Source organism: Neobacillus niacini (assembly GCF_046591715.1).
Classification (GTDB): domain Bacteria; phylum Bacillota; class Bacilli; order Bacillales; family Cytobacillaceae; genus Neobacillus; species Neobacillus niacini_L.
The window spans coordinates 385,041-398,948 of the sequence record NZ_JAWVNQ010000001.1 but is presented as its reverse complement, the minus strand read 5'-3'; the positions used below and the strand labels follow the sequence as shown (position 1 = coordinate 398,948).

At 37.1% G+C, this 13,908-nt stretch carries 18 protein-coding genes; 6 read left to right on the top strand and 12 right to left on the bottom strand.

Annotation, left to right across the window (positions count from 1 at the left end):
• Window positions 1-58 precede the first annotated feature (58 nt).
• Together SFC47_RS02105 and SFC47_RS02100 are read right to left on the bottom strand one after the other, a co-directional pair.
• Entirely contained in the window at window positions 59-1,258 is a 1,200-nt protein-coding gene (locus SFC47_RS02105; RefSeq protein ID WP_411252615.1) for an FtsW/RodA/SpoVE family cell cycle protein, read from the bottom strand.
• A 172-nt stretch (window positions 1,259-1,430) separates the two neighbouring features.
• Window positions 1,431-1,712, bottom strand: a complete 282-nt coding sequence (locus SFC47_RS02100; protein WP_095247795.1) for an Fpa/YlaN family protein — start codon at window positions 1,710-1,712, stop codon at window positions 1,431-1,433.
• A 171-nt stretch (window positions 1,713-1,883) separates the two neighbouring features.
• On the opposite strand from SFC47_RS02100, the gene SFC47_RS02095 reads away from it, so the two are divergent.
• Window positions 1,884-2,381, top strand: a complete 498-nt coding sequence (locus tag SFC47_RS02095) for a peptidyl-prolyl cis-trans isomerase (protein WP_411252614.1) — start codon at window positions 1,884-1,886, stop codon at window positions 2,379-2,381.
• Window positions 2,382-2,444: 63 nt separating this feature from the next.
• Here SFC47_RS02095 and SFC47_RS02090 read toward each other — a convergent pair whose 3' ends face one another.
• Window positions 2,445-3,773 (bottom strand): PhoH family protein, encoded by a 1,329-nt coding sequence (locus SFC47_RS02090; protein WP_411252613.1) that lies wholly within the window; start codon window positions 3,771-3,773, stop codon window positions 2,445-2,447.
• Between the two features lie 203 nt (window positions 3,774-3,976).
• On the opposite strand from SFC47_RS02090, the gene SFC47_RS02085 reads away from it, so the two are divergent.
• On the top strand, window positions 3,977-4,564 hold the full coding sequence (locus SFC47_RS02085) for a YhcN/YlaJ family sporulation lipoprotein (protein WP_411252612.1): 588 nt from the start codon (window positions 3,977-3,979) through the stop codon (window positions 4,562-4,564).
• A gap of 64 nt (window positions 4,565-4,628) precedes the next feature.
• On the opposite strand, the gene SFC47_RS02080 is transcribed toward SFC47_RS02085, so the two are convergent.
• Complete coding sequence (locus SFC47_RS02080) at window positions 4,629-5,084, bottom strand: pyridoxamine 5'-phosphate oxidase family protein (RefSeq protein ID WP_411252611.1); 456 nt, start codon at window positions 5,082-5,084, stop codon at window positions 4,629-4,631.
• Between the two features lie 173 nt (window positions 5,085-5,257).
• On the opposite strand from SFC47_RS02080, the gene SFC47_RS02075 reads away from it, so the two are divergent.
• Window positions 5,258-5,458 (top strand): YlaI family protein, encoded by a 201-nt coding sequence (locus SFC47_RS02075; RefSeq protein ID WP_411252610.1) that lies wholly within the window; start codon window positions 5,258-5,260, stop codon window positions 5,456-5,458.
• 41 nt (window positions 5,459-5,499) lie between these two features.
• Here SFC47_RS02075 and SFC47_RS02070 read toward each other — a convergent pair whose 3' ends face one another.
• From SFC47_RS02070 to typA, 3 genes are all read right to left on the bottom strand, one after another.
• Entirely contained in the window at window positions 5,500-5,796 is a 297-nt protein-coding gene (locus SFC47_RS02070) for a hypothetical protein (RefSeq protein ID WP_411252609.1), read from the bottom strand.
• Window positions 5,797-5,810: 14 nt separating this feature from the next.
• Window positions 5,811-6,062: a YlaH-like family protein gene (locus tag SFC47_RS02065; RefSeq protein WP_411253600.1), complete on the bottom strand. Its 252-nt coding sequence runs from the start codon at window positions 6,060-6,062 to the stop codon at window positions 5,811-5,813.
• A gap of 88 nt (window positions 6,063-6,150) precedes the next feature.
• Window positions 6,151-7,989 carry a translational GTPase TypA gene (gene typA, locus SFC47_RS02060; protein WP_411252608.1) on the bottom strand — a complete coding sequence of 613 codons (1,839 nt, stop codon included), beginning with the start codon at window positions 7,987-7,989 and terminating at the stop codon, window positions 6,151-6,153.
• 154 nt (window positions 7,990-8,143) lie between these two features.
• On the opposite strand from typA, the gene SFC47_RS02055 reads away from it, so the two are divergent.
• Entirely contained in the window at window positions 8,144-8,329 is a 186-nt protein-coding gene (locus tag SFC47_RS02055; RefSeq protein ID WP_411252607.1) for a YlaF family protein, read from the top strand.
• Between the two features lie 27 nt (window positions 8,330-8,356).
• Here the strand turns inward: SFC47_RS02055 and SFC47_RS02050 are convergent, their stop codons facing one another.
• Together SFC47_RS02050 and SFC47_RS02045 are read right to left on the bottom strand one after the other, a co-directional pair.
• Window positions 8,357-9,154: an inositol monophosphatase family protein gene (locus SFC47_RS02050; protein ID WP_411252606.1), complete on the bottom strand. Its 798-nt coding sequence runs from the start codon at window positions 9,152-9,154 to the stop codon at window positions 8,357-8,359.
• 194 nt (window positions 9,155-9,348) lie between these two features.
• Entirely contained in the window at window positions 9,349-9,543 is a 195-nt protein-coding gene (locus SFC47_RS02045) for a hypothetical protein (protein WP_411252605.1), read from the bottom strand.
• A gap of 177 nt (window positions 9,544-9,720) precedes the next feature.
• Between SFC47_RS02045 and SFC47_RS02040 the strand changes: the two genes are divergently transcribed.
• Window positions 9,721-10,353 (top strand): YktB family protein, encoded by a 633-nt coding sequence (locus SFC47_RS02040; protein ID WP_411252604.1) that lies wholly within the window; start codon window positions 9,721-9,723, stop codon window positions 10,351-10,353.
• A gap of 33 nt (window positions 10,354-10,386) precedes the next feature.
• Here SFC47_RS02040 and SFC47_RS02035 read toward each other — a convergent pair whose 3' ends face one another.
• Together SFC47_RS02035 and SFC47_RS02030 are read right to left on the bottom strand one after the other, a co-directional pair.
• Window positions 10,387-10,659 carry a UPF0223 family protein gene (locus SFC47_RS02035; protein WP_411252603.1) on the bottom strand — a complete coding sequence of 91 codons (273 nt, stop codon included), beginning with the start codon at window positions 10,657-10,659 and terminating at the stop codon, window positions 10,387-10,389.
• Between the two features lie 40 nt (window positions 10,660-10,699).
• Window positions 10,700-11,659: an NAD(P)H-dependent flavin oxidoreductase gene (locus SFC47_RS02030; RefSeq protein WP_411252602.1), complete on the bottom strand. Its 960-nt coding sequence runs from the start codon at window positions 11,657-11,659 to the stop codon at window positions 10,700-10,702.
• 398 nt (window positions 11,660-12,057) lie between these two features.
• Between SFC47_RS02030 and SFC47_RS02025 the strand changes: the two genes are divergently transcribed.
• Window positions 12,058-13,530, top strand: a complete 1,473-nt coding sequence (locus SFC47_RS02025; RefSeq protein WP_411252601.1) for an aminotransferase class I/II-fold pyridoxal phosphate-dependent enzyme — start codon at window positions 12,058-12,060, stop codon at window positions 13,528-13,530.
• Window positions 13,531-13,579: 49 nt separating this feature from the next.
• Here the strand turns inward: SFC47_RS02025 and SFC47_RS02020 are convergent, their stop codons facing one another.
• Entirely contained in the window at window positions 13,580-13,705 is a 126-nt protein-coding gene (locus SFC47_RS02020; RefSeq protein ID WP_411252600.1) for a GapA-binding peptide SR1P, read from the bottom strand.
• Window positions 13,706-13,908 lie beyond the last annotated feature (203 nt).

Here is a 13,908-nt window from a genome sequence, read left to right as displayed (position 1 = left end):
TTTTGCACCCCTCATCATGGTTTGAATAAAAGCGCAAGGAAATACAATTTTCCCAGCGCTATGTTCTAAATTGATATACATTTCCATCTTGATGACTGCTCTCTTTTTCTTGGTGCTGATGTTTATATTTATTTTCGTATCTAACAAACATTGATACATTCACCAGAATACCTGCTGCTATAGCTAATTGTAAAAGTGAAGACCCTCCGTAACTCACAAACGGTAAAGGGACACCTGTTAACGGCATAACCCCCGAAACACCTGCAAGGTTGATAAAAGACTGAATTCCAATCATACTCGATATCCCAATAGCCAATAAGCTTCCAAAAGGGTCTTTACAACGAAGGCCAAGATAAATTCCCCTTAATACAATATATGTTAGTGTAATAATTACAAAGCTGACTCCCCATACTCCCAGCTCTTCTGCAATCACCGCCATAATAAAATCAGTGTGTGATTCAGGTAAATACCCTAACTTTTGAACACTTTTTCCTAAACCTAAGCCATTAACCCCCCCAGAACCAATCGCTATATAGGAGTTTGCTAGATGAAACCCAGAATCTTGTTCATCTTCGAAGGGATTATTTAATACCTGAAAACGTTCCAAACGTTTCTCAGAAAAGATTTCATCCTGCAGAACTAAAATAACGGGTGATAAAAGAATCATTCCAAGCAATACTAATTTTGTAATCGTTTTGATGTTCATACCTGAAGAAATAATAATGGTACCAGCTATCAAACCAATAATGAGCGCTGTACCAAAATCAGGCTGGAAGGCAATCAAGCCAAGTACAATGACTAAGTAGGCTAATGGCGGAAGTACGCCATGGTTAAATTTGTTAATATACGCCTGTTTCTTTGAATAAACAGCTGACAAATAAATAATAAGCGAGATTTTCACAAACTCTGCGGGCTGAATACTAATAAATCCAAAGTCATACCAGCTTTGAGCGTTCCCTCTAACTTGTCCAAATGCAAAAAGTCCAACAAGGCCTAGGATCGATAAACCGACCATTGGCAGTAAAAATTTTGTACTTTTCATTATTTTATAAGGAAAAAGCGCGATTAAAATAAAAATAAAACCTGATGCAAATAAATAAAGCTTTTGCTTTTGATAGAAATAATCACTTTCAACCCCGTATCTTTGGACACTGGAGGCCATACTTGCACTATATACCATTACCAAACCAAACAAAGATAAAAGAATGATGGCAATGATTAGTGAATAATCGTAGGATTTCAATATTTTTTTTAACATGTTATAACTTCCTCGTTTTTAAAATAGTGGATATTGCTATTATAATAGAAAACTGAGTGAATTAGTTGAGGAAAAGTTACATTACTCCAATCTTTCGAATGAGAATATTCTGAAAAAAATTATAGCTAATAAAAAACTCAAACAACACATCATCATTGTTTGAGTTTTTCAGCTATTTTCTAAGGGATGCTTCGTGAAGCGCAGATAATTCTCTTTCTAATTTATCTAGTATCGCTTTGCCATCCTTAACTTCAATTAAGCCTAATCTAACTGCAAATTCTATCTCTCTTGATAAACCAAACATTTGTGTATCCAATACCTCTTCATAAAGAGGGCATTGAGGCATCGTGAGATTTTCCATTTGCACCTTAATAAGCTTTAATATTTTTTCAGCGTCTGCCTGTAACAAGGCATAGGCTTTTTCCTGATGATTCACTATCATTTCAGACGCCAACATTGATCCCCCCATTTCAGAGCGATAACCCAACTTATCTATAAATTTTACCTTTTACCACAGAAAAATGCAAGAACAATAACGATTTGCATGTTGTTCCTTCATATTACATATATGACATTCATTCTATTTCACGATATACTTTAATAGAAAGAACGGGAGGAATGAAAGATGGAAAATATAATTGTACTATCGGGGAAGGTAAAGTACTCGATCACACTCGATCCCTCCGTTTGGATATTTGATGATCGAAAGGTTGATTTGACTACATACTTCTCTAATACCGTTGAAGCCGCCAATGAACTTGAGGAGTATACTAAATCAATATCTAAACATTGGGACCGCGAAATCATAGAGGGTGCTGTTTACCCGCCAACATTAAAAACGGAGAAGAAATACGAGAAAGAAAAGGTATTAACAGGCAGTTTCGGTATACCTATCCTTCCTTTTTTAAAAAATGCAGAACTTGATGAAGATGCTGCAGTTTTAACCATAAAAACAGCAACAACAGAACACGAGATACCGCTTGATAAGGCAAAAGATATTATATTAGGTTTTTCCGATGCAGGAAAACCTCTATCTGACGATGGACCTGTCCATGTATATTTCGGTGATGGCTCTAATTTATCAAAGCCAATAAAAAATGTTAGAGAATTTACGATTAAATAATAAACAACGGGTGCCATTTTGGTACCCGTTTAAGCCTTTTATCCTATTCGTACTCTTCCTAGATTACAGCAAATCGGCTGCCAGCCTCGCTAATCCAGACCGCTCACCTTTTAAGAGTTTAACATGTCCGGAAATAACCTGATCTTTAAATCGTTCCACTACATAGGTTAGACCATTATTGTAGGCATCGAGATATGGATGGTCTATTTGTTCAGGGTCACCCATTAACACAATTTTGCTGCCCTCCCCCACACGTGTCAGAATTGTTTTTACTTCATGTTTTGTTAAATTTTGGGCTTCATCAATGATAATAAATTGTTTCGGCAGACTTCTCCCTCTGATATACGTTAAAGCCTCTACCTCTATCGACCCCATTCCCGCAAGAATGGCGTCTAATTCTCCAGGTTTTTTAGTATTAAAAAGGTATTCAAGATTATCGAATATCGGCTGCATCCATGGCCTAAGTTTTTCTTGCTTTTCACCCGGTAAATACCCTAAATCCTTACCAACAGGTACAATCGGCCTGGCTACTAAAAGCTTTTTAAACTCTCTAAAATCCTCTGTCTGCATGAGTCCGGATGCCAATGCCAATAAGGTTTTACCTGTTCCTGCTTTACCTATTAAGGTAATTAGCGGGATATCCTTACGAAGGAGCAGTTCTATTGCCATCGTTTGCTGTACATTTCTGGGGTGAATTCCCCATACATGTTCCTGATTAATAGCAAGCTTCTTAACCTTTTTTCTTGTTTTATCCACCATCCCTAATGCTGATGCAGATCCTCCTAGAGCATCTTTCATGATTAAGTATTGATTTGGATAAAATGAATACTTTCCAATTTCAGTTAATGGTAACTCCCCTTTTTCATAAAACGAACCCAGTAATTCTACAGATAAATAAACCTCCAAAAACCCTGTGTAGATATGGTCAATCTCGACCACCCTGTCACTTAAAAAATCTTCTGCAGTTAATCCAATAGCGTCTGCCTTTACCCTGACTAATGTATCTTTACTAACAAGGATCACTGGCTTGCCATCTTCCTTTTGCTGCTCTTCTGTTGATAAATTTTTTGCCACGGCCAGAATTCGATTGTCATTTGTTTTTTCCACAAAAATTTCTTGTAATTCATGAAAAGCACGATGATTAAGCTCGATTCTAATTGTTCCACCATTTTCAAGAGGGATTTTTTCATGAAGCTTACCTGCTTGACGCAATTCATCAATCAATTTGGATACATGCCGGGCATTTCTCCCTATTTCATCCATGTACCTTTTCTTTGAGTCCACCTCTTCAAGGACAACTGCGGGAATGACTACTTCATTATCTTCGAATGAGAATATGGAATACGGGTCTTGTAATAAGACGTTTGTATCTAACACGTATATTTTACTCAAAGCGACGCCTCCACTTTTTCTAGTTGATTGGTTTGCTAATCCGTTCCTTACAAACCTATTGCTAGATAGGACTTTGGTAAAATATATGTTTGTTCGAATAAAGATAGAAGGATTTCCGCACAATAAATGTAAGTTGAGTATAACAACTTTCGATTGTTTTACCGAACAAGGTTATACAACTCTATCTGGAGGTGGATTTTGTTATGAAGAAGCTTTTCATATTTACCAGTATAATACTCTTCCTTGCAGCCTGTAACAACAATAGTAACAATGCTCAAAATAATGAAAAGCAATCATTAGTTAACGTAAAGAACAGCTATATAGAAGATGTGGACAGGAAAACTGGTCAAGAGATTTCCAAACGATTAGTTGAACTTGCGACTAGTATTCCTAATGTTCATGATGCAACTGCGGTAGTGATTGGCAGATACGCTATTGTTGGGATTGATGTAAATTCAAAGATTGAACGATCCCAAGTGGGCTCTATAAAATACTCAGTTGCTGAGAGTCTGAAGAAGGACCCATACGGTGCACGTGCAATCGTAGTGGCTGATGCCGATACCAATCAACGTCTCAAAGAAATTGCTGCCGATATCGAAAAAGGCAGACCGATACAAGGGATAATGGAAGAACTAGCCGACGTGGCAGGCAGACTAATGCCTGAAATCCCAGGAGATATGATAGACCCAAATCCTAAAAATGCACCGGAAGAACCAAAGAAAAAGCTAGAGGAAAACGAGAAGAAAAGTTTAGAGGATAAACAGCAAGAAGAATCCAAACATTATAAATAAAAATGCACAAAAGCACAGTAAAAACGTATACCCTCTTCTCATTAAAAAAAAGCTTAGTCAACGACTAAGCTTTTTTCATGGCTTCCATTACCTGGTTATCTAATCGTGCAGCTGCATTTTTGTCATATGTTTTATCATACTGTGGTTCTGTGACAATTTTTGACCCATAAAACATTACGTCCCTAACCTCGTGAATCCGAATTTCGATTAATGCCAGCTTTAAAGGAATGTCCTGCAGCCGCTCTTCCTTCAATAATGCTTCACCTTGTATGGAATATGTAGATTCATTAGCAATTAAATTAATGACAACTTTATTATTTTGTGTGATGTTTTGAATAATTCTAGATTTATTATCTACAGCAAAATAGATTGTTTCTTCGTCCTTTGCTAAAATCCAAGAGATCGCGCTGACATTTGGACCACCTGTTTCATGATCTACTGTAGCTAACGTTACAAACCTTTCTTTCTGCAGCTCATCATATAATGGACTTATGAGCCTTGGTTCTACTTGATTTGGCATACTTACAACCCCTTCATTCATTTCCTAAATACTAAGACAAAAAAACAGACATTCTCATAGTACTATTATCTGTTTTTTTCAGCAACTTAATCACAATAGATTTACTTGTCATCCTACTTGCGTGATATACTATGTATAAGAAAAGTAAGACTAGAATGGACCTGAGGTGCTTTATGAGAGTAAAATGTGTAATCTGCGACAAAATTGAATCGATCGAAGATGAGTCTTTTATCGCCAAACGTCTTCGTAATCGTCCTATCCATACATATATGTGCGAAGACTGCAGCAGCAGGATTTCCGATAAAACAAAAGCTAGAATTGATACAGGCAACTTCAGATTTTATCGTGCACAGTCTGAAAAGGACGATTGGTAAAAAAAACAAGCCAATTCCATTACGGAATTGGCTTGTTTTTTTTATTCATCTTCAAATGGAAAGTTACAATATTTATCCGGCTCTTGGTTAATTTGCTTAAGCATTACCTCAATCAGATCACGAGGGAATCGCGTCTTCTTCGATTCACCCTCATGAGTAAAGGAAACATAATACATCACTTCATCTGTTGTGACTTCTATGTTTGTTAAATGTTGCTCATTCTTTATTATATCATCAAAAAGGTCTAATGTTTCTCTTGCTGCAGTATCCAGAGGACGAGCGTCACAAACAACCTTTATCGATAACCAATTGTAGAGTGCATCCTGTATCGATCTCATGTAAATATCCCCCGTTACTTTGCCTCAACTTGCTGTTTTTTTGACTGGCGCAAGCGAATTTTGTATATGATTAGGATTAAAGCTGCCACAACCAGCCCCTCTGTTATCGGCAAGAATATCCCCAGCGCAGTCAGAATCGTACATCCAGCGGCTAAGAAAATATAAATTACAATTGATTTTCCTAATGGAAGCTTCTGAGCAAAGCCCAGTTTATATACCAGAATGGACAGTGCGACAATGGTAAAATAAAGCAGCCACATTCCCATTTTTGGATGTTCGGTTACATTATAGAGGGCTGGAAAAAAAGAAAGCCTATCCGCTATATTCACATTTATTACCTCCCCCGAAGAGAACTTAACTTAATTCTGCGTATTTTTTCTTTTTCGCCATTTTTTCACGTTCATTCTTATCAAGAATCTTCTTACGCAAACGAATAGATTCAGGAGTAACCTCACAGTATTCATCTTCGTTTAGGTATTCTAATGCTTCTTCAAGAGTCATAATTCTCGGCTTTTTAATGACCGATGTTTGATCCTTATTAGCAGAACGAATATTCGTTGCTTGTTTCACCTTTGTAATATTAACAGTAAGGTCATTTTCACGTGTGTGTTCTCCAACAATCATACCTTCATAGATTTCTGTTCCAGGTTCAACAAAGATTGTCCCGCGATCCTCTACTTGCATGATGCCATAAGTCGAAGCTTTACCTGATTCCATAGACACTAGAACGCCTTGGCGTCTTCCGCCAACTTGTCCTTGAACCATTGGCTGGTAGCTGTCAAATGTGTGATTGATAATTCCATATCCACGGGTCATCGTTAAAAACTCAGTTGTATAACCAATTAAACCTCGTGCTGGAACATTAAAAATTAAGCGGACTTGACCGGATCCATTATTAATCATATCAATCATTTCACCTTTACGGGCACCAATGGATTCCATTACGGAACCTGTATGCTCTTCAGGTACATCAATTTGAACTCTTTCAATTGGCTCACAACGAACACCATCTATTTCTCTTACAATAACCTCAGGTTTAGAAACTTGGAGCTCATATCCTTCACGTCGCATGTTTTCAATTAAGATCGATAAATGCAGCTCACCACGACCTGAAACAATCCATGCATCCGGAGAATCTGTATTTTCAACACGTAAACTTACATCAGTTTGGAGTTGAGCGAGCAATCTTTCTTCAATCTTTCTAGAAGTTAGGTATTTACCCTCTCGGCCTGCAAACGGGCTGTTATTTACGACAAACGTCATTTGTAATGTTGGTTCATCTATTCTTAGAATTGGTAATGCTTCTTGGTGCTCAATCGGACAAACAGTTTCGCCCACATTGATATCTTCCATCCCAGAAACAGCAATCAAGTCTCCTGCTACTGCTTCTTGAATTTCTTGGCGCTTTAACCCAAAGAAACCAAAGATTTTGGTAACACGGAATTGTTTTACAGAACCATCAATCTTCATTAATGCAACTTGTTGTCCAACCTTCATTGTGCCGCGGAAAACACGGCCAATTCCGATTCTTCCTACATAATCATTGTAGTCAAGAAGTGCAACTTGGAATTGCAGCGGTTCTTCACGATTATCAATTGGTGCAGGAATGTGTTCAACAATGGAGTCATATAAACATTGCATATTTTCATCCTGTTTTTCAGGGTCAGTGCTGGCAGTTCCATTGATTGCAGAAGCAAAGATTACTGGGAACTCAAGCTGATCTTCGTTTGCATCTAGTTCGATAAACAAATCAATAACTTCATCGATTACTTCTAGCGGACGTGCAAAATCACGGTCAATTTTATTAACGACAACGATTGGTGTTAAATTTTGTTCTAATGCTTTTTTTAGTACGAAACGAGTTTGCGGCATGGTTCCTTCATAGGCATCAACAACAAGGAGAACACCATCAACCATTTTCATGATACGTTCAACTTCGCCGCCAAAATCAGCATGTCCTGGTGTATCCAAGATATTGATACGTGTATCTTTATATTGGATAGCTGTATTTTTAGCGAGAATCGTTATTCCACGTTCTCTCTCAATATCATTTGAGTCCATTGCGCGTTCCTCAACGTGCTCATTTGATCGAAATGTTCCTGACTGCTTTAATAATTGATCAACCAAGGTTGTTTTCCCGTGGTCAACGTGTGCGATAATTGCTATATTGCGAATATCTTCTCTAATTTTCAAGTAATTCACTCCTGCCTCTATTTCAAAAAATTTAAGCTATTTATAGTTTCCCATATACAACTAAAGTATTATACCACATTAATGGTGGAAAGCTAAAAGCATTTTATGTAGAATATAGGTATGTATTTATTTTACAAAGGGGACATAGGAGAAAATGAAGCATATTAAATGGATATTTGTGGTTTATGCCATACTTGCAGCCATGAGTATTATGGGCATAGGCGTTGCCATTGGTGAAAAAAGTTTATTGGGTGTAATTGGCAGTATCCTTGCACTGATACTAATAATGGGGTTCGGTTTTAAAACAAAGGCCAAATATAGAGCTAACGGACAAATCTAAAAAGAAGCCATTTCAGGCTTCTTTTTTTTACCAATTACCTTCTTTGAGATATTCATTTATTATAGCTTGGTGTAGTCCTGGTTTTGCGACGAGCAGTGAATCTTTTGAAAGGAAATCAAGTTTTTTCCCTCTTAGGTTGGTTACCCTTCCACCTAGTTCATTGATAATAACAGCACCCGCAGCAACATCCCAAGGTGAAAGTCTCATTGAAATATATGCATCAACTCTTCCTGTTGCCACAAATACCATTTCCAGTGCGGCAGTTCCATATGACCTGGTACCTCTGGCATCTTTAACTAGCGGGATTAGGAGGTTATGGTCAATCCGATGGTTTTCCATTACCCAGGTTGCATTTAATGCTATGATTGATTCTTTTACCGTCACTTCTTCTAGTCGAGGCAGCTGGGTGTCATTCATAAACGCTCCCTTTCCATCAATGGCATGATATAATTCACCATGTGCAACATCATAAATAATCCCGACCTTACCAATACCATTCTCATATATACCTAAGGAAATGGCGAAATTTCGCTGTTGATGGATAAAATTCATCGTCCCATCAATCGGGTCAATAATCCAAACCACTCCATCAAGATTACTAACTTCATCGCCAAACCCTTCTTCGCCAAATATCCTATGATTTTCAAAGGTACTTCTAATCTTATTGATAAAAAATTGTTCAATTTCTTTATCTATATTTGTTACTAAATCATTGGGATTTGATTTGGTTTGGATATTTAATGTTTTGGAAAAAGAATGCCTAATTTTATCCCCAGCTTCCATTATCCATTGCTTGGCTTTTTGATCAATGTATTCCCAGTCCATATTTTCCCTCCCTCATATGTACTATAAACTAAGCTTAATCAAAATTAGTTATGTCTTCAACTTTTAAGGACCCAAATAATGGTATGGACAAAACAATAAACGAACTCTCTTTCCCTTTACAGAGTTCGTTTTAGAATTTCATTATCATTTTCTTTATGTTCATTCTAAATTGTATCCCCTTTGAAAACAAATTATCAAAGAGCTTTTAGTTTTAATAACTCTTGGCGGATTTTTTCTAGCTTTTGTTTACATTCCTTCATCTTTTTTTCGTTCTTTTCTTCAAGAGCTTCAAATAATGTTGCCAGCTCATAATCCATTTCTAATCGTAAATATGCCATTCTTTCCTTTTCGCTGACTTTTTTCAGTGAAGTATTCATTAATTGTTTCATGTAAGCTTACTCCTTTCAACTGTTATTTAATTTTTCAGACTATTTTTAGTAATATAATATGAGCCACCTTGTAAGGTTGCAACAAATATGTGCGTTAACCTATATAAGCACTTCGTTTCAAGAATATCCCCCAGTATGCTACAATAAATGACAAATGTCTGCCTAAGGAGGTACCCTATGGACTTTAAAAACTTCACTAATGAAGATTTCGATGTTTTTCAGATAGATGGTTTAGAGGCAAGAATGGATGCACTAAAGGAGAGAATACGTCCAAAACTAGAAAGTTTAGGACAGTATTTTGCACCTGTGTTAACAACACTCACTGGGGATGAATTATCTGTCCATGTAGCCAAGCATTTAAGGAGAACCATTAATCCGCCTAAAGACACATGGGTTGCATTTGCAAATAACCCGCGTGGATACAAAATGCTACCTCATTTTCAAATAGGCCTTTGGAATACCCATGTTTTCATATGGTTCGCTGTCATTTATGAAGCACCACAAAAACAAGATTTCGCGAAAAGATTTACTAAAAAGTTAAACAACATTTATAAAGAGATCCCAAAGGACTTTGTTTGGTCCTTAGATCATACAAAAACAAATTCAATACCGCATGGAACTTTATCAAAGGAAGACTTAAGAAGCATGTTTGAAAGGCTCGAACAGGTGAAAAAGGCAGAAATACTATGCGGATATGAGATTAAACGGGAAGACATACTCAAATGGGGCGAAGAAGACTTCCTAAACACTGTGGATTATGTTTTTAATAAAGTGGCACCTTTATATAAAATTGCTCTTAATATTAAATAAAAAAACTCCGGACCTAGTTCGGAGTTTTTTTCATTATTTCATCAAAATTCTTTCGCCTTGAGAGGCATCTTTAGCTCTTTTTATTGTACGATAGGAAGAATAACCACTCATTTCTTCAAATTCACTGCAAAGTGTTTTTTCCTCCGATTTACTTGGTACAATTTCTTTAAACCTCCGGTAACTATTCATTAGTTCTTCACGATCAATCCCTTGTTCATAGGCTCTTTCGACGGCTTCATAGAACTTAATGACATCAACGATTTCATCTGTAGTCCAATGGTAATCAATAGGGTATTGGTATTCCAAGTCTTCACCTGCTTACATAAAATATATGTATATCATACCTTTATTTTGCCCATTTTCCACGAATTTGTTCTGCATCCGTAATCATTCGGTTAAATAATTCTGCAACTGTTGGAATATCTTTGATGAGCCCCATAACCTGACCCGCCCAGGCAAAACCCTCATCTTCTGCCCCATCGTATATATAACGCTTATTTGCCAGCCCGCTTATATAATCCTTTAATTGATCGTAAGTGCCATTTTCTTTCTCAATGGCTATTATTTTATCAGTCCACTTATTTGAAATGGCACGAGCCGGTGCTCCAAGAGTACGCTTGATAACAACAGTATTAGTTTCTGAACCCTCAACTAGTCTTTTTTTGTAAAGTTCTGTTGCATGAACACATTCCTTCGTAGCGATAAATCTTGTTCCCATTTCGATTCCTTCTGCACCTAGGCTGAGCGCTGCCATTAATCCTCTGCCATCTCCAATTCCCCCAGAGGCAATTACAGGAATGGATACAGCATCAACCACTTGAGGAATTAATACCATTGTTCCAATATCATCTCTTCCAAGATGGCCGCCGCCCTCTTGACCGACCACCATTACAGCATCTGCTCCTAGTTCTTCGGCCTTTTCCGCCTGCCTTCTAGCCGCTACAAGAACTAACTTTTTAATAGACGTTCCTTCAAGCTGTTTGAATATAGGTGCAGGGTTTCCTCCTGTCATTGATACAACTGGCACATCCTCTTCAATAGCTACTTGAAGCATTTCCTCAAATGGTCTATTATGTTGGCCTATTGCGTAATTTACTCCGAATGGCTTATTAGTTATCTCCCTGACTTTTCTTATTTCAGCACGAAGTTGATCAGGATTATCTAGTGACATTGCTGTTATTTGACCCAGTCCTCCGGCATTGGAAACAGCACCAGCCAATTCAGAATAAGCAAGATGAGCTAATCCTCCCTGTATGATTGGATATTTAATATTAAGTATTTCTGTAATACGAGTATTCCAATTCAATGTAATCCCTCCTAATTATTGTTATACTCATATTTCGCTTCCAAAGGTTAATTTTCCTGTTTTATTGAGAAACTAACGTAACACTGCAAAAACTGATTTACTTTAAATTTGGCTGTGTTAGACTAGGCTGTTGATTTGCGCTCCAGGGCGCTATGCTATCCGCGGGCTCGCCCGTGAGCCTCCTCGGTCGTTCCGACCTGCGGGGTCTCACTCAGCTCGTTCATCCCGCAGGAGTCAAGCGCCCCTCCACTCCAATCAACAGGTTCCAAAAATCAAAAAGTATCCTTTAACACAGCCTAAAATATAAATATCTTTGCAAGCATTTATATTAGTGCTATAATTCATTTGTTTTGTATTAAAATAAAAGCATTTTGTATATAAAGAGGTGTGGAAATAAATTGTCTCAAAACCAGACACCGTTATTTAGCGGTTTATTAGAACATGCAAAAACAAATCCAATCCAATTTCATATCCCTGGTCATAAAAAAGGTGTAGGAATTGACCCTGATTTTAGGGAATTCATCGGTGATAACGCTTTGTCAATAGACTTAATTAACATCGGTCCACTAGACGATCTTCATCAGCCAAAAGGTATGATAAAACAAGCACAAGATTTGGCTGCTGAGGCTTTCGGAGCAGACAGAACTTTTTTTTCAGTTCAAGGAACAAGCGGAGCTATTATTGCTATGATAATGGCTGTTTGTGGACCAGAAGATAAGATCATTGTACCAAGAAACGTTCATAAATCTGTTATGTCAGCTATTGTCTTCTCTGGTGCAATTCCTGTGTTCATTCACCCGGAAATTGATGAAGATTTAGGTATATCACATGGTATTACAACCGAATCCGTTGAAAAAGCACTTAAACAACATCCGGATGCAAAAGCTGTTCTAGTCATTAATCCAACTTATTTTGGGATATCTGCAGATTTAAAGAAAATTGTTGAAATTGCACACTCACATAACGTTCCTGTCCTTGTTGATGAAGCACATGGGGTGCATATTCATTTTCATGATGAATTGCCTCTATCAGCCATGCAGGCAGGTGCTGATATGGCAGCAACGAGTGTCCACAAACTAGGCGGGTCAATGACGCAAAGCTCAATTTTAAATGTAAAAGAAGGTCTAGTATCTGCAAAACACGTTCAATCGATCCTTAGCATGCTTACTACCACATCAACATCCTATTTATTACTTGCTTCACTTGATGTTGCGAGAAAGCAGTTAGCTACCAGAGGAAAAGAGTTGATTGACAAGACCATCAGCTTAGCTCAATCTATTCGTAAAAGAATTAATGAAATTGATCATTTGGTTTGTATTGGAGAAGAAATATTAGGTTCTAAGGCAACATTTGATTATGATCCAACCAAATTGATTATTTCAGTTAAAGAATTAGGTTTAACAGGTTATGAGGTAGAAAAGTGGTTAAGAGAAAAGCATAATATTGAAGTAGAAATGTCTGACCTTTACAACATACTTTGTATCATCACACTTGGCGATACCGAAAATGAAGGGGATATTTTAGTCAATGCCTTAAAAGAACTGGCAGAGGAAAGAGAACTCCGTAAAGAAAAGTTAGAACCTATTCAGGTCCTGCTTCCTGATATTCCAATCTTAGCGTTAACTCCACGTGACGCATTTTATGCAGATACAGAAGTAATTCCTTTTGAGGAATCAGAGGGTAGAATCATCGCCGAGTTTATTATGGTGTATCCGCCAGGAATACCTATCTTTATCCCAGGAGAGATCATTACGAAAGAGAATCTTCACTATATACGAGAAAACCTTGAAGCGGGATTACCCGTTCAAGGACCTGAGGATGATGAAATAAAAACCATTCGTGTGATAAAAGAATATAAAGCAATAAAATAAAAATACAGGATTCCGCTGAGGAATCCTGTTTCTATTTTAATTAGGAATTTTATCGTTCTTCTTCTGAATGGTGGTGATCATCACAACAATTACATCTAGAATAGAGAACTGTTACTTTTTCGTCTTCGAAATGATCAATAGTTGAGTCGCAAGCCTGACATACGATTGTACCCATTTTTTTCAATCCCCTTTTCATTTTAAAATATTCAATGCATTGGAAACGCTTTATTGTGGTTAATTCAATAATAATATAACACATTTAAATTTTCAAGCCTAAATTGTATGTCACATTTAAATATTTTTATACAAAAAAAGACCTAAAATTAGGTCTTTTACTTTTTTGTATCTATAAGTTGTCACCACGGTTTTTACAATGCT